This window comes from Solwaraspora sp. WMMD937 (genome assembly GCF_029581175.1).
Lineage (GTDB): Bacteria > Actinomycetota > Actinomycetes > Mycobacteriales > Micromonosporaceae > Micromonospora_E.
Genome location: NZ_CP120738.1, coordinates 2,815,042 through 2,833,247 on the forward strand (window position 1 = coordinate 2,815,042; position 18,206 = coordinate 2,833,247).

An 18,206-nucleotide genomic window follows, 5' to 3' on the forward strand; every position below is an offset into this window, starting at 1 on the left:
GCCGCCCACAGCTGAGAGGGCGGACTCCGGCCCAGCCGTGAAGACCCTCCTGAGCTGCGGGAAAGAACGGCCCGTCCGGGCTCAGTAGACTCCCGCCGACTCGCCCACGTCACGGGTAAGCGAAGGCCGCGCCACGCGTATACCACGCGGTGGCGCGGTGAAGGTGTGGTGGCACCGCGAGGATCCCGCTCGCCCACACCTCTCTGGGGACGCGTTGCGCACACCGGAGGAGGTCATCACCATGCAACGCATCCTTTCCGCTGCTCTTCCCGACTTCGTCGAAAAGCCCGTACGGCTGGCTGGCTGGATTCACCGGCGGCGAATGCTGAAATCCGTCGCGTTCCTGATCCTGCGCGACGCCGCCGGGCTCGCCCAGGTCGTCGTCACCGACCCGGCGGTACGGGCGCAGCTCGAACGACTGCCGGAGGAGACCACGGTCGCCGTCACCGGCACCGCGACCGCCCAGCCGGCCGCCCCCGGCGGCGTCGAGGTCACCGGCCCGACGATCACGCCGCTGACCGACCCGGCGGCACCCGTACCGTTCGATCTGTATCGGCCGGACCTGCGGGCCACCCTGCCGACGATCCTGGACCACGCGCCGGTCGCGCTGCGGCACCCGAAGCTGGCCGCCACGCACCGGATCGCGGCCGCCGCCGTCGCCGGCTTCCGAAAAACACTCACGACGATGGGTTTTGTCGAGATCCACACCCCGAAGATCGTCGGTACGGCGACCGAGAGCGGCGCGAACGTCTTCGCCCTCGACTACTTCGGTCGGCGGGCCTATCTGGCCCAGTCACCGCAGCTCTACAAGCAGATCATGGTCGGTGTCTTCGAACGGGTCTTCGAGGTCGGTCCGGTGTTCCGGGCCGAGCCGAGCGACACCGCCCGGCACCTGGCGGCGTACACGTCGCTCGACGCCGAACTCGGCTTCGTCGACGACCACCGGGACGTGATCGCCGCCTGCCACGCCACCGTCGCCGGGATGCTGACGGCGGTCGCCGAACACGCCGGGCCGGCGCTGGAACTGCTCGACGTACGGCTGCCGGCGCTGCCGGCCGACCCGGTGATCGTGCACTTCGTCGACGCTCTCAACATGATCAGCGCGGCGACCGGCCGGGACGTCACCGGCGAGCCGGACCTGGCCCCGGAGCACGAACGCTGGCTGGGGGAGTGGGCGCTGCGCGAGCACGGCAGCGACTTCGTCTTCGTCGAGGGCTATCCGACCCGGCACCGGGCGTTCTACACCCACCCGGACCCGGCCCGGCCCGGCCATTCCCGGGCCATCGACCTGATCTTCCGGGGTGTGGAGCTGGTCAGCGGCGGGCAGCGGCTGCACCGGTACGGCGACTACGTCGACGCGCTCGCCGAGCGGGGCGAGACCGACCTCACCCCGTACGCCGGTTACCTGGACGCGATGCGGTACGGCATGCCGCCGCACGGCGGCTTCGCGTTCGGGTTGGAGCGGTTCGTGGCCCGGCTGCTCGGCGTACCGAACATCCGGCAGGTCACCCTCTTCCCGCGCGACCTGCACCGCCTCACCCCCTGACCCTCGACGGTGTCGTCCGGTGTCCCGTGACCAGCGGGGCACCGGACGACATCAGGCCGGTCAGGGTCGCCGGAGCCGGACAGCGGGAGGTCCACCCAGTCGTCGGCGAAGTACGAGCCGCCGAAGTGCCGCCAGTCGGCGGTCGGATGGGTCGTGGAGACCAGCAGCCACCCGCCCGGCCGCAGCACCCGTCGTAGCTCGCCGAGCAACTGTCGTCGGTTGGCGACGTGGTGCAGCATCAACGCGCACACCACCCCGTCGAACGACGCGTCGTCGATGAAGTCGAGCGGATCCTCGGCGTCGTGCCGGTGCAGGTCGGCCCGGTCGCCCAACCTGCGCTGGGCGTGCGCCAGCAGCGTCGCGCTGCCGTCGATCCCGACGACCTCGGCACCGCGCGACAGCAGCTCCGCCGCGTAGTGCCCGGCCCCGCAGCCGACATCAAGGATCCGCTGCCTGGCGACGTTCCCGGCGATGTCCCCGGCGAGGGCCAGCATCGCCGGCCGGTCGATGTAGGCGTTGTACGGGCTGGTGTCGGCGTGTCGGGCGAAGTGGTCGCCGAGCTCGTCGTCGTACGCGGTGCGGGCGGGCATCCGGACAGCATCCCGCCGTGCGCCGTCCAATGCGAACTGTTCAGCCGCGCCCGGTTGCCGGCTACGGGAACTCAAGGTGCCTTCGCGGGTTTGATGCCACAGGTGCATCAAGATGCACCTGTGGCATCAAACCCGACGAGTAGACCGCCCCGAAGAGATGACGCTACGTAGATCTCCGAAAGCTGAACGGCGTTTCGGCTGGTCGTCAGTCGTCGACCCAGTCGAGGGTGCGGCTGACGGCCTTGCGCCACTGGGCGTACTCCCGGTCCCGGTGCGCCGACGACATCGCCGGCCGCCAGTGCGCGTCGGCCCGCCACTGGGCGCGCAGCGTGTCCAGGTCCGGCCAGAAGCCGACCGCCAGCCCGGCCGCGTACGCCGCCCCCAGGCAGGTGGTCTCGCTGACCGCCGGGCGGACCACCGGCACGTCGAGCACGTCGGCGAGGAACTGCATCAGCAGCCCGTTGGCGGTCATCCCGCCGTCGACCCGCAGCCGGCGCAGCGCCACGTCGGAGTCTGCGTTCATCGCGTCGACCACCTCCCGGGTCTGCCACGCCGACGCTTCCAGCACGGCCCTGGCCAGGTGTCCCTTGGTGATGTACCCGGTCAGCCCGGCGACCACGCCCCGGGCGTCGGCCCGCCAGTGCGGGGCGAACAGTCCGGAGAACGCCGGCACGATGTAGCAGCCGCCGTTGTCGTCGACGCTGCGGGCCAGTTCCTCGATCTGCGCCGCGCTGGAGATCAGCCCCAGATTGTCGCGCAGCCACTGCACCAGCGAGCCGGTCACCGCGATCGCACCTTCGAGCGCGTAGTGCGCCGGGGCGTCACCGATCTGGTAGGCCACCGTGGTCAGCAGCCCGTGTCGCGAGGTGACCGCACTCGTACCGGTGTTGAGCAGCAGGAAGCTGCCGGTGCCGTAGGTGCATTTCGCCTCGCCGGGCTGGAAGCAGGTCTGCCCGAACAGCGCCGCCTGCTGGTCACCGAGCGCGCTGGCGACCGGCACGCCGGCCAGCGCCCCGCCGGCCACGTCGGCGTCCGCCGTACCGTAGACCGAGGCCGACGGAACGATCTCCGGCAGCATCGCGACCGGGATGCCCGCCGTGGACAAGATCTCGTCGTCCCAGCGCAGCGTGCGCACGTCCATCAGCAGGGTACGGCTGGCGTTGGTGACGTCGGTGACGTGCCGGCCGGTGAGCTTCCAGATCAGCCAGGACTCGATCGTGCCGAACAGCACCTCGCCGCGTTCGGCCCGCTCACGCAGGCCGTCGACGTGTTCCAGCAGCCACATCGCCTTCGGCCCGGCGAAGTACGTGGCCAGTGGCAGCCCGGTGCGTTCCCGCAGCCGCTGCTCGCCGACGGCCGCGCCGAGCCGCTGCAGCTGCGGCCCGGTGCGGGTGTCCTGCCAGACGATCGCGTGGTGCACCGGGCGGCCCTTGGCCCGGTCCCACACCACGGTGGTCTCCCGCTGGTTGGTGATGCCGATCGCGGCCAACTGGCCGGCACCAGCGCCGGCACCAACGCCGGCATCGGCCAGTGCCTGCCGGACCACCTGCTCGACGTTGGCCCAGATCTCCTCGGCGTCGTGCTCGACCCAGCCTGGCCGGGGGAAGATCTGCCGGTGCTCCCGCTGCGCCATGGCGACGATCGCGCCGTCCGCATCGAAGACGATGCACCGCGACGAGGTGGTGCCCTGGTCGATGGCGGCGACGTACCGTCCGGCGGTGGCCACGCTGGTCTGCTCCGTCATCGGGCCAGTATGGCCGTAGCCAGGGCCGGCATGGCCGCAGACATCGGTCCCCGTCGGGTCGGCCGGCGCTGGTAGCGTGCCGCCATGGCCTGGTTCGATCTACCCCTCGATCAGCTGCGGCGCTACCAGCCTGAGCTGTCACCTCCGGCGGATCTGCGCGAGTTCTGGGACGAGACGCTGTCCGATGCCCGGTCGATGGCGGTGCCGCCGGTGGCGACCCCGGTGGAAACCGCGCTGCGCATGATCGACACGTACGACGTCAGCTTCACCGGCTTCGCCGGCCAGGAGATCAAGGGCTGGCTCAATGTGCCGTCGGGCGCCGCCGGGCCGCTGCCGGTCGTCGTCGAGTTCATCGGGTACGGCGGCGGCCGCGGCCGGCCGCACGAGTGGCTGCTGTGGGCCTCGGCCGGCTTCGCCCACCTGGTGATGGACACCCGTGGCCAGGGCGGGTCGTGGCGCGGCGGGGACACCCCGGACGCCGGGCCGGACGGGTCCGGGCCGACCACGCCGGGCTACCTGACCCGGGGTGTGCTGGACCCGGCCGGCTACTACTACCGCCGGCTGATCACCGACGCGGCCCGAGCGGTGGAGATCGCCCCCGAGCTGCCCGGTGTCGACCGGTCCCGGATCGCCGTGGTCGGGACCAGCCAGGGCGGCGGGTTGGCGCTGGCCGCCGCCGCGCTCGCCGGTGACCGGGTCGGCGCGGTGGTGTCCCGGGTGCCGTTCCTGTGCCAGATCCGCCGCGCCGTCACGATCACCGACGCCGACCCGTACAACGAGCTGGTCCGGTTCTGCCGGATCCAGCCGGAGCGGGCTGCGGCGGCGTTCGCCACCGTCGACTACGTCGATGCCGCGCACCTGGTGCCGTGGGCCACCGCCCCGGCGCTGTTCAGCGCGGCGCTGATGGACCAGACCTGCCCGCCGTCGACGGTCTTCGCCGCTTACCACGCGTACGCCGGCCCGAAGGAGATCGAGGTGTACGAGTGGGACGGGCACGAGGGTGGCCGGGCTCACTTCGACCAGCTGTCGATCGAGTTCGTGCGCAAGCAGCTCGGCTGAGCCCGGCCGAGGGTCTCGCCGGCTGCGCCCGTCCGGGGCTGACCTACCATCACCTGGTGCGTGACATCGCAGTGTTCAGTGGTAGCGCCCACCCCGAGCTGGCTGCGGAGATCTGCACCCACCTCGACGTACCGCTGCACCCGGTGCGGGTGTCCCGGTTCGCCAACGACTGCCTGGAGGTGCAGCTGCAGGCGAACTGCCGCGAACGGGACGTCTTCCTGATCCAGCCGCTGGTACCGCCGGTGCAGGAGCACCTGGTGGAGCTGCTGCTGATGCTCGACGCCGCCCGAGGCGCCTCAGCCGGGCGGATCACCGTGGTGCTGCCGCACTACGCCTACGCCCGGTCGGACAAGAAGGACGCCCCACGGATCTCGATCGGTGCCCGACTCGTCGCCGACCTGCTGGTCTCCGCCGGCGCCGACCGGGTGCTCGCGATGACGCTGCACTCCCCGCAGGTGCACGGCTTCTTCAGTGTCCCCGTCGACCACCTGCACGCGCTGCGTGAGCTCGCCGCGCACTTCCACGACCACGATCTGACCGACACCGTGGTCGTCTCACCGGATCTGGGTAACGCCAAGGAAGCCGCCGCCTTCGCCCGGATGCTCGGTCTGCCGGTCGCGGCCGGGGCCAAGCAGCGGTTCAGCGACGACCGGGTGCAGATCAGCGCGGTGATCGGCGACGTCGTCGACCGCGACGTGATCGTCCTCGACGACGAGATCGCCAAAGGCAGCACGGTGATCGAGCTGATCGACCACCTGCGGGAGCTCAAGGTCCGGTCGATCCGCATCGCCTGCACCCACGGGCTGTTCTCCAGCGGTGCGCTGGACCGACTCAGCGACCAGGATGGCGTGCTGGAGATCGTCTGCACGAACACGGTGCCGATTCCGGCCGCCAAGCGGGTGCCGAAGCTGCAGGTGCTCTCCGTCGCGCCGGCGCTGGCCGAGGCGATGCGCCGAATTCACAACGGCGAGTCGGTCAGCGCCCTGTTCGGCTGACCGGATCGTCCACCTCGGCACCGGACGCCGCCGACTCGGACATCCCGGCCCCGGACGCTGCGGGGTCGGACAACCTGAGGCTGATCCGTACCGTGGTGCCCTCCGTGCCGGTGGCGACCGCCATGGTGTCGGTCAACCGCTCGGTCAGCCACAGCCCCCAGCCGCCCGCCGTGTTCGGCGCTGGGCGGTCCCGGTTGCGCAGCCGGTCGGACCCGATGCCCTGCCCGTTGTCGGCGACCTCGCAGTACATCGACTGTGCGTCACGCCACATCCGCAACCAGCCCTGGCCGCCGCCGTGCCGAACCGCGTTGGTGATCAGCTCGTTGACGGCCAGCACGAAGTCATCGAGCCGCTGACCGCTCATCCCGGCGGAGCTGGCGCACGATGCGACATGGTGTCGCAGGTCAGTGACCTGCGACCGGTCGAAGGCCTCGCTGAGCAGATCCATCGGGTCGATAGGCACGACCGTACGCGATGACGGGGGATCTGCGTCGGTCATGGCCCATCCGGCTGCTGATCGTCAGTGCTTTCGCGGCTTTCTCACCCTACGTTGACCTGTGGGGAAATGCACATCGGTCCGGGCGTGTCCGGCCGCCCAGCCCTCGCCGGCCGCCCGGCTGTGTGCCATCGTCGGCGGGTGCGGCAGAGCCCCGCCCCGGTGGGCACCCTGATCGTCCCGTTGTGGCGGGCCCTCGCGGTGTTCCGGTTCACCGCCCTCGGCTACGTGCTGGTGCTGTACGTGCGCAACGCAGCCGACTACGCCCATCCGCTTGTCGCCGTCCCGGTCCTGCTCGGCATGATCGCCTGGACGGTCGCCGCCAGCTGGGCGTACGCCCGGCCCCACCTGCGTCGCTGGCCGCTGCTTGCCGTCGACCTGTTCGTCGCGTTGGTCCCGCTGCTGGTCAGCCCATGGATCATCGGGCGGCCCGCGTTGGCCGACGGGGTGCCGACCATCGCGGTCGCCTGGCTCGCCGGTCCGGTGCTGGCCTGGGCGGTCGCCGGCGGCCGGCGGCTCGGGGTGACCGCTGCCCTGGTGCTGACCGCCGCCGACCTTGCGGTACGGGACCGGCTCAACGAGTCGTCGGTCACACCCGGTGTGCTGATGCTGCTGGCCGGCATCGCCGTCGGGCACGTGGCCCGCTTGATCGGCGCGGCCGAGGACCGGTTGCAGCGGGCGGTCGAGCTGGAGGCGGCGACCCGGGAGCTGGCCGCCGCGACGCGGGAGCGGGAACGGCTGGCCCGCGACATCCACGACTCGGTGCTGCAGGTGCTGGCGATGGTCGCCCGGCGCGGGGCCGACCTCGACGGCGAGGCCGGTGAGCTGGCCCGGCTCGCCGGGGAGCAGGAGGCCGCGTTGCGGGCGCTGGTCACCAGCCGGGTCACCGTACCGTCGGACAGGCCCGCCGCGACGGCGGCGGACGGGCGGACAGCGGCCGACCCGCCGGTGGCGCTCGTCGCCGGTCCGGTCGACCTGCGGTCGGTGGTCAACGGGTACGTGTCGTCACGGGTCTCGGTCGCCACCCCGGCCGACCCGGTGCTGCTGCCCGGTCGGCTCGCCGCCGAGCTCGGCGCGGCGCTCGGTGCCGCGGTCGACAACGCGGTGCGCCACGGCGGTCCGCAGGCGCGGGTGTGGGTGCTGGTCGAAGAGGAGCCGGACGCGGTTACCGTGTCGATCCGGGACGACGGGTGCGGCATCCGACCCGGTCGGCTGGCGGAGGCGGCCGCGCAGGGTCGACTCGGGGTGAGCCAGTCGATCGAGGGGCGCGTCGCCGAGATCGGCGGCACGGTACGGATCGTCTCGGAGCCCGGCGCGGGCACCGAGATCGAGCTGCGGGTGCCGAGCCCGGACACGACGGTGGAGGAGTACGGGTGACGGCAGGTGCGCCAGCGGACGCGGGGGAGCCGATCCGGGTGATGGTGGTCGACGACCATCCGATGTGGCGGGAAGGGGTGGCCCGGGATCTGACCGAGGCCGGCCACGAGGTGGTCGCCACCACCGGGGAGGGGCGCCAGGCCGTGCGGATCTGCGCGGCGGCCCGACCTCAGGTGGTGGTGCTGGATCTGCAGTTGCCCGACATCTGCGGGGTGGAGGTGATCCGCGGCATGCTGGCCGAGCAGCCCGGCGTACGAGTGCTGATGCTGTCGGCCAGCGGAGAACAGCAGAGCGTGCTCGACGCGGTCAAGGCCGGCGCGACCGGCTACCTGCTGAAGTCGGCCGGCCCGGGGGAGTTCCTCGACGCGGTCCGGCGGACCGCGACCGGGGAGGCCGTCTTCACGCCGGGACTGGCCGGACTGGTGCTCGGCGAGTACCGCCGGCTGGCCGCTACCGCGCGACCCGCCGGGGACGAACCCCGGCTCACCGACCGGGAGACCGAGGTGCTGCGGCTGGTCGCCAAAGGGCTGTCGTACAAGCAGATCGCCGGCCGGCTGGGGCTGTCCCACCGGACGGTGCAGAACCACGTGCAGAACACCCTGGGCAAGCTGCAACTGCACAACCGGGTGGAACTCACCCGGTACGCGATCGAACAGGGCCTCGACGACTGACCGACTGACCGGCCGGTCGCGAAGCTGCTGTCAACGGTCGATCGGGCGGTCCTCGGGGGCCTCGGTCTCGTGCACCGCCAGCTCCTCGGCACTGGCCCCACCACCGGCGGCCCCGGCGTCGGCCGCCACCGAGTCCGGTTCCTCGTCGGTGTGCGCCCCCTCGTCGGCTTCCACCAGCCGTCCCACCATCCCGTTGTCCGCCCCACCGAGCCGGCCGTGGTCGTAGAGCGAGACCGGTGAGTCCGGATCCGAGTACGGGCCGGGGTCGAGCACGTCGGCGTCGCGTTGCGCCTGGGCGGCGGCCTGTTCGCTGTTGGCCTCGTCGCCGAGCGCCTGGTCGACCGGCCCGCTGAGTGGATCGTCCACCGGCCTGCCCAGCGCCTCCCGGGCGAGCTTGTAGTCCAACGACTCCCCGTCGAGCTGCTCCTGGGCGGTGTTGCCGAAGTGGTCCACCGCCACCGGCACGTCGCCCGGGATGCTCTCCGGGTCCGGACCGTCGGCCTCGCGGCCGCTGGCCACGTCGTCGTACGCGGTCGAGTCGTCGTCCGCGGTCTGCGGGATCCCTTCGGACTCCGGGTCGGAAACCGGCCGGGGGAAGTCGTCTGTACGCATGCCGTCCCATTACCCGGGTCGGTGGCGGTCACACACCCGGTCGGGGCGGGTCGGGGCGGCGTCGCTCCGGCGGCGGCCTTTCGTCACCGTCCGCGCCGGTCGGCACGACCGGGTCGCCGACCGGCGCTGCCGGCGTCGCCGTGGTCCGACCGGCCGGCACCTGGTACGGGTGCGAGGCGGTGGTCGCCGATGATCCGCTTACCACGTCGGCGGCGAATTCCTCGTCCGCCGGGCGTCCCGGGTGGTATCCGAGGTCGGTCCCGGGCCGTTGGCCGGCCGGCGCCACCGCTGGCCGTACCCGTACCGGTCCGGTGGCCGCCGGGTGCGTCGTCGGCGGGTCCACCGCGGCGCCGGCCGTCGGCTGGTCCACGGCCGGCCCCGTCGTGACGTCGGTTCCACCGGACCTGGTCCGCCTGCCGAGCAGGTAGCCGACCGCCACCCCAGCCAGCAGCAGGGCGAGCCGGGCCGGGCCGGTCGAACTGTCGCGCCGTACCACTGTCGGTCTCCGTCCTGTGCATGGTCCGCCGGATCGATGGCTGTTCAGTCGGGTCTGCCGCCTCGCAGCCGGGTACAGCCCCACCGCCGCGCCACCGAGTCGATCAGCAGCACGCCCCGACCACCCAACGCGGTCGGGCATCCGGGACCGGCCCGGCCAGGGTGGGCAGGCCGTCCGAGCCGTCGCGTACCGACATCCGCAGCCGGCCGTCGCGCAGACCGGTCCGCACCGACACCGGCGTGACCGGTCCCGGCCGCTGTCATGTGTGCGGGTACCCCGATTTGGGCGTGTCATACCACCGGCGTGGGTCGTCGTGCCTCACCCGTGGCTCTCACCCGAGGGTGGTGCTCGCCGGAACCGGAGGAATCCTCGTACCGCAGGGGTTAGAAAGAACCGCTAGCACCCGTGACGAGCAACGGAGGTGAAGATGCGCGTCGGTCTGGTGTCTGCCCACGATGGAGCTGCGATGGGCCACCCCGTACACCGCGACCTCGCACAGCGTGACCCCGGACGTCTCGACACCGCCGGGCAGCCGGTCACCGGCACCCGGCAGCACATCGCCCGGCTCGCCACCGAACTGGCTGCTCTCGGTCACGAGGTTCGGGTCTACCAGCGGCGGACCGGGCCGGACGAGCCGGACGGCGAGTCGTCGGACGGCTACCAGCTGATCCGGGTGCCGGTCGGTCCGCCGACCCGGCTGGGCACCGCCGAACTGCTGGCCCACCTGCCGGAGTTCGGTCGCTGGCTGGCGGGTCAGTGGGACGACGGGGAGTGGACGCCGGAGGTGGTGCACGGGCACTTCTGGCCGGGTGGTCTCGCGGCGGCCAGTGCGGTCGGCCGCAGCCGGGTTCCGCTGGTGCAGACCTTCCACAGCATCGGTAGTCAACAGCAGCGGCAGTTGGGTACGGGCTACCAGGGTCCGCGGCAACGGATCGCGCTCGAGCAGGCGCTGTGCCGGGTGGTCGACGCGGCCGTCGCGCAGTGCACCGAAGAGGTGGACGAGCTGGCCCGGATGGGACGTGACCGGGCATCGGTCGCGATGATCCCACCTGGGGTGGACACCACACGGTTCGCGCCAGACCCGGCGTCGCCGGTACGGCGGCGTCGCCGGCTGCTCGCCGTCGGCGACCTCACCCCCGGCTCCGGGCATGACGAGCTGATCGGCGCGCTCCGGCTGGTCGGCGACGTCGACGTGCTCATCGTCGGCGGGCCCGACCGGGCCGAGCTGGCCGGGCATCCGGACGCCCGGCGGCTGCGGGACGTGGCCACCCGGTACGGGGTGGCCGACCAGATCGAACTGCTCGGGGCGGTGCCGGTTGGGGAGATGCCGCAGCTGTACCGGTCGGTTGACGTGGTCGCCTGCACCAGCCGGTACGCGCCGGTCGGCACGGTGGCGTTGGAGGCGATGGCGTGCGGCGTGCCGGTCGTGGGCTACGCCCACGGCGGGGTGGCCGACTGTGTGGTGGACGCGGTGACCGGTCGGCTGGTGCCGCCCGGTGACGTCCGGGCGCTCGGCGTCGCGCTGCGGCGGCTGCTCGCCGACGAGGCCGAGCGGTTCGCGTACGGGCACGCGGCGGTTGACCGGGTCCGGTGCCGGTACGGCTGGGACCGGACCGCTGCCGCCATCGAACGGCTCTACCAGCGGGTGCTCGGGTCGCGCCACGGCGGCCCGGTGCCGGTCGGGTCGAGCGGCGTCGTCTCCGGGCAGTTGCCCGACGGTGATTCGGTCGAGCCGGTCGACGTGGAGATCGATCTGGCGGCGATCGATGCCACGGCGCCGCTGGAGGCGACCGCGCCGGCGGCGGCGACCGCCACGCCGGTCCGGGCCGGTTGACCGGCGCTGTCGGTGTCTGGCCCGACGCTGACCCTGACCGGCCGGCCTGCCTGACCCGGGCCGTCGGCCCAGGCCGGCTGCGCGGTCTCGGGTGCGTGCTGAGTCGTCGCGTACCGGGTCAGACCGAGCACGGCGGCCAGCGTGATGAGGAAACCGACCGCGGCCAGCCATTCGCGTCCGGGCCAGATCTTGTCGTTGAGCAGCAGCAGGCCGACGACGGCGGCCGGTACCGCGCCCGCCGCGTCCATCGCAGCGATGGCGGCGGTGACCGAGCCGCGCTGCATCGCCAGGCCGATCAGCCACTGACCGATGGCTGAGTGCACGATCAGCAGGTAGAGCAGCGGCTCGGTGACCAGGTCGCGGTAATTGGCAGTGCCGGCGAGTGGCCTGGAGGCGACCGCGGCGGCGGAGAAGGCGAACCCGGCGAGCAGTCCGAGCAGGACGGCGGCAGCCGGGCCGTCGAGTCGGGCCGCCCCGGCACCGAGGGCGGCGATCAGCAGGCCGGCGAGGGCGATGACGGCCACCGCGCGGGGGCCGAGCGGGTGCGCTGGCGCGGGCCGGGCGGCGATGACCAGCGCGGTTACTCCGACCAGCAGCAGCACCAGCAGGACCACCTCGGCGGTCGGCAGCCGCCAGCCCAGGGTCAGTACCCCGAGCAGCGCGGTCACGCCGAGAGCGGCGGCCACGCTCGCCTGGACCAGGAACAGCGGCAGGTCCCGCCGGGCGAGGAAGGCCAGCACGAAGGCGAGGCACTGGCAGCCGAGGCCGATCAGGTACACCGGCTGCCGGGCGAGTCGCAGCAGCAGACCGGGGTCGAAGCAGTGACGGACCGTGGTGCGGGCGGCGGCCACCGCCTGGAAGAGGTGTGCGACGCCGTACGTGGCGATCATCGCCGTGAGAAAAAACCAACCGGTCGACGTCACCCGGCGAGGATAGACGGTCGCTCGAGCTGCTCTACCTGAGACCGGCTGCGGTCAGCTGAGCCGGTGCAGCAGATCGGAGTGCAGTTTGCCGTTGCTGGCCACGGCGCTGCCGCCGGCCGGGCCGGCCCGGCCGGTCAGATCGGTGAAGGTGCCACCCGCCTCGGTGACGATGGGGATCAACGCGGCCAGGTCCCACAGCGACAGTTCCGGTTCGACCATCGCGTCCACCGCGCCCTCGGCGACCAGCATGTAGCCGTAGAAGTCCCCGTAGGCCCGGCTGCGCCACACCGACCGCATGATGTCCAGCATGGCCGGTAGTCGCCCGGACTCCTCCCAACTGGTCAGCGAGGAGTAGCAGAAGCTGGCGTCGGCGAGGCGGCGGACCCCGGAGACCTGGATCGCGGTCGCGGCGGCCGTGTGCCGTCCTGCGTACGCTCCGTGACCGATTGCGGCCCACCAGCGTCGGCCCAGCGCCGGCGCCGAGACCAGGCCGACCACCGGCTGGTCCCCCTCCATCAGGGCGATCAGCGTCGCCCAGACCGGTACGCCCCGGATGAAGTTCTTGGTGCCGTCGATCGGGTCGATCACCCACTGCCGGTTGCCGGGCCCCGCCGCCGCGACCGACGCGCCGAACTCCTCACCCAGCACGCCGTCGCGAGGTCTGGTCCGGGCCAGGGTGGCGCGCAGCGCCTTCTCCACGGCGGTGTCCGCGTCGGAGACCGGTGTGAGATCCGGCTTCGCTTCGACCCGCAGGTCGAGTGCCCGGAACCGGGCCATCGACATCGAGTCCGCGGTGTCGGCGAGTAGATGGGCGAGGGAGAGATCGTCGGCGTACCGGGCCATGGCGGGAAAGGTATCTGATTACTCACCGCAATGGTCGGATGTCCCACCGCGTAAGGTCCGGTCCGCTCACTCGCGGGTCGCGGTACGGCCGGTCTCAGTATCCCCGGACCGCGAGTCCAACAGCCGCCGGTACGACGCCAGCCGGCGCGGATCGGCGTTGCCGGCCGCCACCCAGCCGGCCAGCCGGCACTGGCCGGCGTCGCCGGTGTGCTCGCAGTTCGGCGGGCAGTCGAGGCTCCCCTCGACCAGGTCGGCGAAGCCGTGCAGCAGGCTCTCGGCCGACACGTGGGCCAGCCCGAAACTGCGTACGCCGGGCGTGTCGACGATCCATCCGGGGTCGCCGGCCGGCACGACCCGCGCGTCGGCCCGACTCCCCGCACCGGCACCGTCGTCGGCCGACGTGTCGGCATCGTCAGGCGACGCGTCGGCGCACGGCAGCCGCAGGGCTACCGCGCTGGACGAGGTATGCCGTCCCCGGCCGATCGCGCTGACCGTGCCGACCGCTCGCAACGCCTCCGGCACGAGCCGGTTGACCAGCGTGCTCTTACCCACCCCGGAGTGCCCGACCAGCACCGACAGTCGACCCGCCAGGCGGTGCCGCAGGTCGGCCAGGTCACTGCCGGGTCGGCACAGTACGTACTCCAGGTCGAGGTCCCGGTAGTAGTCGACGACCGGCGCCGGGTCGGCCAGGTCGGCCTTGGTCAGGCAGAGCAGCGGGTCGATCCCGGCGTCGTACGCGGCGACCAGGCAACGGTCGATGAACCCGGTCCGGGGCGGCGGGTCGGCCAACGCGCTGACGATCACCAGTTGGTCGGCGTTGGCGACGACCACCCGTTCCAGCCGACCTTCCGGCGTGCTCTCGTCGTCGTCGGCGGTACGGCGCAGCACCGAGGCCCGTTCGTCGATCCGGACGATCCGGGCGAGACTGCCGGCGTCACCCGAGACGTCGCCGACCAACGCGACCCGGTCGCCCACCACCACCGCGCGCCGGCCGAGCTCCCGGGCCCGCATCGCGGTCACCACCGGAGGCGGGCCGGCGACCGGCTGCGGAGCCGGCGGGCCGGTGAGTACGCAGCCGTAGCGGCCCCGGTCTACCGTGACCACGAAACCGTTGACCGCGTCGTCGTGCGCCGGCCGGGTGCGGGTACGCGGCCGGGACGACCGGCGCGGTCGTACCCGCACGTCGTCCTCGTCGTACTCCCTGCGCCTGCCGGCCAGGATCTGCTCCCTTCCCGTCGCGGTCAGTCTCCTGCCGCCACCGCCGACCATAGTGCCGGAAACTCCGGCAGCGTCTTGGCCGTGCACGCGACGTCGGTCAACTCGACGCCCGGCACCGCCAGGCCGAGCACGGCGGCGGCGTGCGCCATCCGGTGGTCGTCGTAGGTGCGGAACACCGCGCCGTGCAGCGGTTTGGGGGCGATCTCCAGCCCGTCGGGCAGCTCGGTCACTGCGGCGCCGAGCCCGGTCAGCTCGGCGGCGAGTGCCGCCAGCCGGTCGGTCTCGTGTCCACGGATGTGGGCGACGCCGGTCAGCCGTGACGGCGCGTCGGCGAGTGCGGCGAGTGCGGCGAGCACCGGGGTGAACTCGCTGACCTGGCGCAGGTCGACGGTGACGCCGCGCACCGTGCCGGTGCCCCGGACGGTCAGCCCGGCGGCGTCAACCGTGGCCGAGCCGCCGAGCTGCTCGATCAGCTCGATCAGCAGGCCTACCGGCTGGGCGCTCCGCGTCGGCCAGTCGGCCAGCGTGACCGTGCCGCCGGTGACCAGCGCGGCGGCGAAGAAGGGCAGCGCGCCGGACAGGTCGGGCTCGATCGGCCAGTCCCGCCCGCGCAGTTCGCCCGGCTCGACCCGCCAGGTCCGCGGCACCGAGTCGTCCACCACCGCACCGGCGGCGCGCAGCATCTCGACGGTCATCGCGATGTGCGGGGTGGACGGCAGCACCGCCCCGGTGTGTCGGACCAGCACCCCGCCGGTGAACCGGGGCGCGGCCAGCAGCAGCCCGGAGACAAACTGGCTGGACTTCGAGGCGTCGACCTCGACCGCACCGCCGGTGACCTGTCCGGTGCCGTGCACGGTGATCGGCAACCCGCCGGTCAGCGCGGCGTCGATGCGCAACCCGAGGTGGCGCAGGCCGTCGAGCAGCGGGCCGAGCGGGCGGGCCCGGGCCTGCGGGTCGCCGTCGAAGGTGACCGGACCGTCGGCCAGCCCGGCCACCGCCGGCAGGAACCGCATGATGGTGCCGGCGAGGCCGACGTCGACGTGTGTCGGGCCGTGCAGTGCGGCCGGGACGACCGGCCAGCGCCGCGCGGAGCCGGTCTCGATCCCGGTGCCCATCGCGGCCAGGCCGGCGGCCATCAGCGTGGTGTCCCGGGCCCGCAGCGGGCGGACAACGCCGCCGGGGGCGGTGCCGAGCGCGCTCAGCACCAGGGCGCGGGCGGTCATCGACTTCGAGCCGGGCAGTCGGAGGGTGGACCGGATCGGCCCGGCGGCGCGGGGTGCGGTCCATGGCTGGTGCGGCGGGACACTGCTGAGTTCAGGCACCCGTACAGTGTGCCAACCGGGCCGGGCCGACCAACTAGCCTGGGCACCATGTGCGGGCGGTACGCGACCACGCGCAGCGCGGCGGATCTCTCCGCGTTGTTCGAGGCGCTGGACGACACGGGCGGCCCGCTGGCGGCCGACTACAACGCGGCACCCACCGATCCGGTGCCCATCGTGCGGCTGTCCCGGGGGGACCGGACCGACCAGCCGCAGCCGGCCGCCGAGCCGGCAGCCGCCCGACGGGTGGTGAGCGTGGCCCGGTGGGGCCTGGTGCCGCCGTGGGCGGCCGACGCTCGGATCGGCACCCGCATGATCAACGCGCGGTCGGAGACGGTCGCGTCCAGTCGGGCGTTCGCGCCGTCGTTCGCCCGTCGTCGCTGTCTGGTGCCGGCCGACGGCTGGTACGAGTGGGTACGCCCGCCCGGTGCCCGGCGCGGTGGCGGGCAGCCGTACTTCATGACCCCGGTCGACGGCCGGGTACTGGCGTTCGCCGGTCTCTGGTCGGTTTGGGGCCGGCCGGACCCAATGATCACGAGCAGTGTGATTACCACTGCGGCGGTCGGGCCGTTCGCCGAGGTTCATGATCGAATGCCGCTGTTGCTGCCGGAGGAGCGCTGGGCCGAATGGCTCGACCCGGAAGTGGACGGCACCGCCCTGCTGGCTGCGCCGGATGACAATTACCTGGACCGCATCGAGATTCGGCCGGTGGGTACGGCGGTCGGCAACGTCCGTAACAACGGCGCCGAACTGGTGCGACGGGTCGCTCCGGGGAGCGGGTCGCGGCCGGCCGGTCCGGCGGCGCACCCGGAGCTCTTCTGACCCTGCGGATGGTACCGCTCCCAGGCCCGGCGGTGACGCCGGGGTCCTACTTTCGGTGATCGGCCGACCACGCGGGCGGGGGTTTGCCAGTGTTGGGACCGAATCGCCGGGACGTATTTTCCCCAGAATCGATGCAGGCCCTTGTCTGTGGCTGCCGAAGTGCGATAGAAACCAGCGCCGACAGTGGATTCTGATTCGCCGCAAACCAACGACGTTGATCAATGTCTAAGATCCCACGGGGGAGGTGGGTAATGACACGGGCGCGAATGCCCCGTCCACATGAGGTCGCAGCCGCGCGGCGCGACCCCAGGCTGCTCACAGCGATGGCGGAACGCCGCCTCGACGAGGCCTGGCGGACTCGCGGGGTTTGCCAGAGCGTCGACCCGGAGACGTTCTTCCCCGCGCCGAGTGAACCGGCCGACGCCGCAGTCGCGCTCTGCCGTACCTGTCCGGTCCAGGGGCCGTGCCTGGCCTGGGCGCTTGACGCCGGGGACAGCCACGGCGTCTGGGGGGCGACGACCCCGCGGGAACGCCGGGCCATGCAGGTGGCCTGGCGGGGCTCCGGCGGTGGTCCGGATCCCGGTCCGGTCGACGAAGCCGGCCCGCCGGTCCGCGACCGGTTACTCACCCTGGTGCCGCTGAGCTGATCGGGGCGTTGCCAGGCGGGTACGCCCGGCGACGACGGCACAATGGTCCGGTGAAGCGAAGCCACCCGGACCAGCCGGAGGCGGTGGACCCGGGCGGGCCGGTAGGCCGGGGCGAGCCGGCCGACCCGGGCGCAACCGTGGGCCCGAGCGCCGACCGGCGGTCGGTGCCGACGCCGCGCGGCACCGCCTGGGTCGACCTGACGGTGCCGCCGGTGCCCCCGGCCAGTCTGCTGGTGCTCGGGCACGGTGCCGGCGGTGACGTGACCGCCGCCGACCTGTCGGCACTGCGCTCGGCGGCGTCCCGGGCAGCGGTGGCGGTGGCCCTGGTCACCCAGCCGTACCGGGTCGCCGGTCGGCGGGCTCCCGCGCCGGCACACCACCTGGACGAGGCCTGGCGTGCCGTGGTCACCGAGGCGGTCGCCGGATTCACCCCCGCGCCACCGCTGATCGTCGGCGGACGGTCCAGCGGCGCGCGGGTGGCCTGCCGTACGGCTGCGGCGGTGCACGCCGACGCGGTCGTCGCCCTCGCCTTCCCGCTGCACCCGCCCGGGCGGCCGGAGCGGACCCGGGAGGACGAGCTCGACACCGGCCGGCCGACGCTGGTGGTGAACGGCGATCGCGACCCGTTCGGGGCACCGCCCCCGGCGGCCGGCCGCGACGTGGTGATCCGGCCGGGTGAACGGCACGACCTGCGGGTCGACCCGGCCGGCACGGCCGACGTGGTGGTCGACTGGCTGGTCCGGCACGGCTGGGCGGGCCGGTGACCGCACACCCGGGCCGTGTCCGGCGCCCGGTACCCGTCGTTGCATCGGGTGTCCGCGACGCCGAGCCGGCGTCCGGAGCGCCGCGGTGGCGACACCGCCGCGGGAACTCCCAGGCCCTTCCCGGTTCCGGAGCCCGTCACCGGGTTCCGGGGCCGGGACGGGTTGGAATGCGCTACCACCCGGCCCGCGTTACTACCCCGGGAGCTCAGTCTCGACGAAGGGGTGGAACCGGTGCGCATCCACATACGCG

General features: G+C 72.9%; 17 protein-coding genes and 2 pseudogenes. 9 read left to right on the forward strand and 10 right to left on the reverse strand.

Features of this window, described 5'->3' with window-relative positions; translation table 11 throughout:
- Positions 1–241 precede the first annotated feature (241 nt).
- Positions 242–1,546, forward strand: coding sequence for an aspartate--tRNA(Asn) ligase (aspS, locus tag O7621_RS12320; RefSeq protein WP_282234087.1), 1,305 nt, complete (start codon positions 242–244; stop codon positions 1,544–1,546).
- Positions 1,547–1,686: 140 nt separating this feature from the next.
- Here aspS and O7621_RS12325 read toward each other — a convergent pair.
- Together O7621_RS12325 and glpK are read right to left on the reverse strand one after the other, a co-directional pair.
- Positions 1,687–2,244, reverse strand: a pseudogene (locus O7621_RS12325) (methyltransferase domain-containing protein); the annotation flags it as partial.
- 97 nt (positions 2,245–2,341) lie between these two features.
- Complete coding sequence (gene glpK / locus O7621_RS12330) at positions 2,342–3,880, reverse strand: glycerol kinase GlpK (RefSeq protein ID WP_282234088.1); 1,539 nt, start codon at positions 3,878–3,880, stop codon at positions 2,342–2,344.
- A gap of 84 nt (positions 3,881–3,964) precedes the next feature.
- On the opposite strand from glpK, the gene O7621_RS12335 reads away from it, so the two are divergent.
- The gene (locus tag O7621_RS12335; protein ID WP_282234089.1) at positions 3,965–4,939 is read left to right on the forward strand and encodes an alpha/beta fold hydrolase; all 975 of its coding nucleotides are present in this window, start codon (positions 3,965–3,967) and stop codon (positions 4,937–4,939) included.
- Between the two features lie 56 nt (positions 4,940–4,995).
- Positions 4,996–5,934, forward strand: a complete 939-nt coding sequence (locus O7621_RS12340; RefSeq protein ID WP_278167274.1) for a ribose-phosphate pyrophosphokinase — start codon at positions 4,996–4,998, stop codon at positions 5,932–5,934.
- Here O7621_RS12340 and O7621_RS12345 read toward each other — a convergent pair.
- The gene (locus O7621_RS12345; RefSeq protein WP_282234090.1) at positions 5,915–6,433 is read right to left on the reverse strand and encodes an ATP-binding protein; all 519 of its coding nucleotides are present in this window, start codon (positions 6,431–6,433) and stop codon (positions 5,915–5,917) included. The genes O7621_RS12340 and O7621_RS12345 overlap by 20 nt on opposite strands.
- 138 nt (positions 6,434–6,571) lie before the next feature.
- On the opposite strand from O7621_RS12345, the gene O7621_RS12350 reads away from it, so the two are divergent.
- Both O7621_RS12350 and O7621_RS12355 read left to right on the forward strand, forming a co-directional pair.
- Positions 6,572–7,807, forward strand: coding sequence for a DUF5931 domain-containing protein (locus O7621_RS12350; RefSeq protein WP_282234091.1), 1,236 nt, complete (start codon positions 6,572–6,574; stop codon positions 7,805–7,807).
- A 41-nt stretch (positions 7,808–7,848) separates the two neighbouring features.
- On the forward strand, positions 7,849–8,478 hold the full coding sequence (locus tag O7621_RS12355) for a response regulator transcription factor (protein ID WP_282234564.1): 630 nt from the start codon (positions 7,849–7,851) through the stop codon (positions 8,476–8,478).
- A gap of 30 nt (positions 8,479–8,508) precedes the next feature.
- On the opposite strand, the gene O7621_RS12360 is transcribed toward O7621_RS12355, so the two are convergent.
- The 3 genes from O7621_RS12360 to O7621_RS12370 all read right to left on the reverse strand — a co-directional run bounded on the left by O7621_RS12360 (position 8,509) and on the right by O7621_RS12370 (position 9,821).
- On the reverse strand, positions 8,509–9,090 hold the full coding sequence (locus O7621_RS12360; protein WP_282234092.1) for a DUF5709 domain-containing protein: 582 nt from the start codon (positions 9,088–9,090) through the stop codon (positions 8,509–8,511).
- Positions 9,091–9,118: 28 nt separating this feature from the next.
- Positions 9,119–9,586 (reverse strand): hypothetical protein, encoded by a 468-nt coding sequence (locus O7621_RS12365; protein ID WP_282234093.1) that lies wholly within the window; start codon positions 9,584–9,586, stop codon positions 9,119–9,121.
- Between the two features lie 103 nt (positions 9,587–9,689).
- Positions 9,690–9,821 carry a hypothetical protein gene (locus tag O7621_RS12370; RefSeq protein WP_282234094.1) on the reverse strand — a complete coding sequence of 44 codons (132 nt, stop codon included), beginning with the start codon at positions 9,819–9,821 and terminating at the stop codon, positions 9,690–9,692.
- Positions 9,822–10,052: 231 nt separating this feature from the next.
- Between O7621_RS12370 and O7621_RS12375 the strand changes: the two genes are divergently transcribed.
- The gene (locus O7621_RS12375; RefSeq protein ID WP_282234095.1) at positions 10,053–11,420 is read left to right on the forward strand and encodes a glycosyltransferase; all 1,368 of its coding nucleotides are present in this window, start codon (positions 10,053–10,055) and stop codon (positions 11,418–11,420) included.
- A gap of 107 nt (positions 11,421–11,527) precedes the next feature.
- Here O7621_RS12375 and O7621_RS12380 read toward each other — a convergent pair.
- From O7621_RS12380 to aroA, 4 genes and pseudogenes are all read right to left on the reverse strand, one after another.
- Positions 11,528–12,310, reverse strand: a pseudogene (locus tag O7621_RS12380) (hypothetical protein); the annotation flags it as partial.
- Positions 12,311–12,394: 84 nt separating this feature from the next.
- Complete coding sequence (gene hisN, locus O7621_RS12385) at positions 12,395–13,186, reverse strand: histidinol-phosphatase (RefSeq protein ID WP_282234096.1); 792 nt, start codon at positions 13,184–13,186, stop codon at positions 12,395–12,397.
- 66 nt (positions 13,187–13,252) lie between these two features.
- Positions 13,253–14,455, reverse strand: coding sequence for a ribosome small subunit-dependent GTPase A (locus O7621_RS12390; RefSeq protein ID WP_282234097.1), 1,203 nt, complete (start codon positions 14,453–14,455; stop codon positions 13,253–13,255).
- A complete protein-coding gene (gene aroA, locus O7621_RS12395) occupies positions 14,428–15,726 on the reverse strand; it encodes a 3-phosphoshikimate 1-carboxyvinyltransferase (protein ID WP_282234098.1) in 1,299 nt (432 codons plus the stop codon). The genes O7621_RS12390 and aroA overlap by 28 nt, the downstream gene beginning before the upstream one ends.
- Before the next feature lie 48 nt (positions 15,727–15,774).
- Between aroA and O7621_RS12400 the strand changes: the two genes are divergently transcribed.
- The 3 genes from O7621_RS12400 to O7621_RS12410 all read left to right on the forward strand — a co-directional run bounded on the left by O7621_RS12400 (position 15,775) and on the right by O7621_RS12410 (position 17,956).
- A complete protein-coding gene (locus O7621_RS12400) occupies positions 15,775–16,545 on the forward strand; it encodes an SOS response-associated peptidase (RefSeq protein WP_282234099.1) in 771 nt (256 codons plus the stop codon).
- A 251-nt stretch (positions 16,546–16,796) separates the two neighbouring features.
- The gene (locus O7621_RS12405; protein WP_278167290.1) at positions 16,797–17,192 is read left to right on the forward strand and encodes a WhiB family transcriptional regulator; all 396 of its coding nucleotides are present in this window, start codon (positions 16,797–16,799) and stop codon (positions 17,190–17,192) included.
- Between the two features lie 164 nt (positions 17,193–17,356).
- On the forward strand, positions 17,357–17,956 hold the full coding sequence (locus O7621_RS12410; protein ID WP_282234565.1) for an alpha/beta family hydrolase: 600 nt from the start codon (positions 17,357–17,359) through the stop codon (positions 17,954–17,956).
- Positions 17,957–18,206 lie beyond the last annotated feature (250 nt).

What these genes read in the sequence shown, in the direction of transcription:
- aspS (WP_282234087.1), top strand. Translation starts at nt 242, where the DNA reads ATGCAACGCATCCTTTCCGCTGCTCTTCCCGACTTCGTCGAAAAGCCC.
- glpK (WP_282234088.1), bottom strand. Translation starts at nt 3,880, where the DNA reads ATGACGGAGCAGACCAGCGTGGCCACCGCCGGACGGTACGTCGCCGCC.
- O7621_RS12335 (WP_282234089.1), top strand. Translation starts at nt 3,965, where the DNA reads ATGGCCTGGTTCGATCTACCCCTCGATCAGCTGCGGCGCTACCAGCCT.
- O7621_RS12345 (WP_282234090.1), bottom strand. Translation starts at nt 6,433, where the DNA reads ATGACCGACGCAGATCCCCCGTCATCGCGTACGGTCGTGCCTATCGAC.
- O7621_RS12355 (WP_282234564.1), top strand. Translation starts at nt 7,849, where the DNA reads ATGGTGGTCGACGACCATCCGATGTGGCGGGAAGGGGTGGCCCGGGAT.
- O7621_RS12360 (WP_282234092.1), bottom strand. Translation starts at nt 9,090, where the DNA reads ATGCGTACAGACGACTTCCCCCGGCCGGTTTCCGACCCGGAGTCCGAA.
- O7621_RS12375 (WP_282234095.1), top strand. Translation starts at nt 10,053, where the DNA reads ATGGGCCACCCCGTACACCGCGACCTCGCACAGCGTGACCCCGGACGT.
- hisN (WP_282234096.1), bottom strand. Translation starts at nt 13,186, where the DNA reads ATGGCCCGGTACGCCGACGATCTCTCCCTCGCCCATCTACTCGCCGAC.
- O7621_RS12390 (WP_282234097.1), bottom strand. Translation starts at nt 14,455, where the DNA reads ATGGTCGGCGGTGGCGGCAGGAGACTGACCGCGACGGGAAGGGAGCAG.
- O7621_RS12400 (WP_282234099.1), top strand. Translation starts at nt 15,775, where the DNA reads ATGTGCGGGCGGTACGCGACCACGCGCAGCGCGGCGGATCTCTCCGCG.
- O7621_RS12405 (WP_278167290.1), top strand. Translation starts at nt 16,797, where the DNA reads ATGACACGGGCGCGAATGCCCCGTCCACATGAGGTCGCAGCCGCGCGG.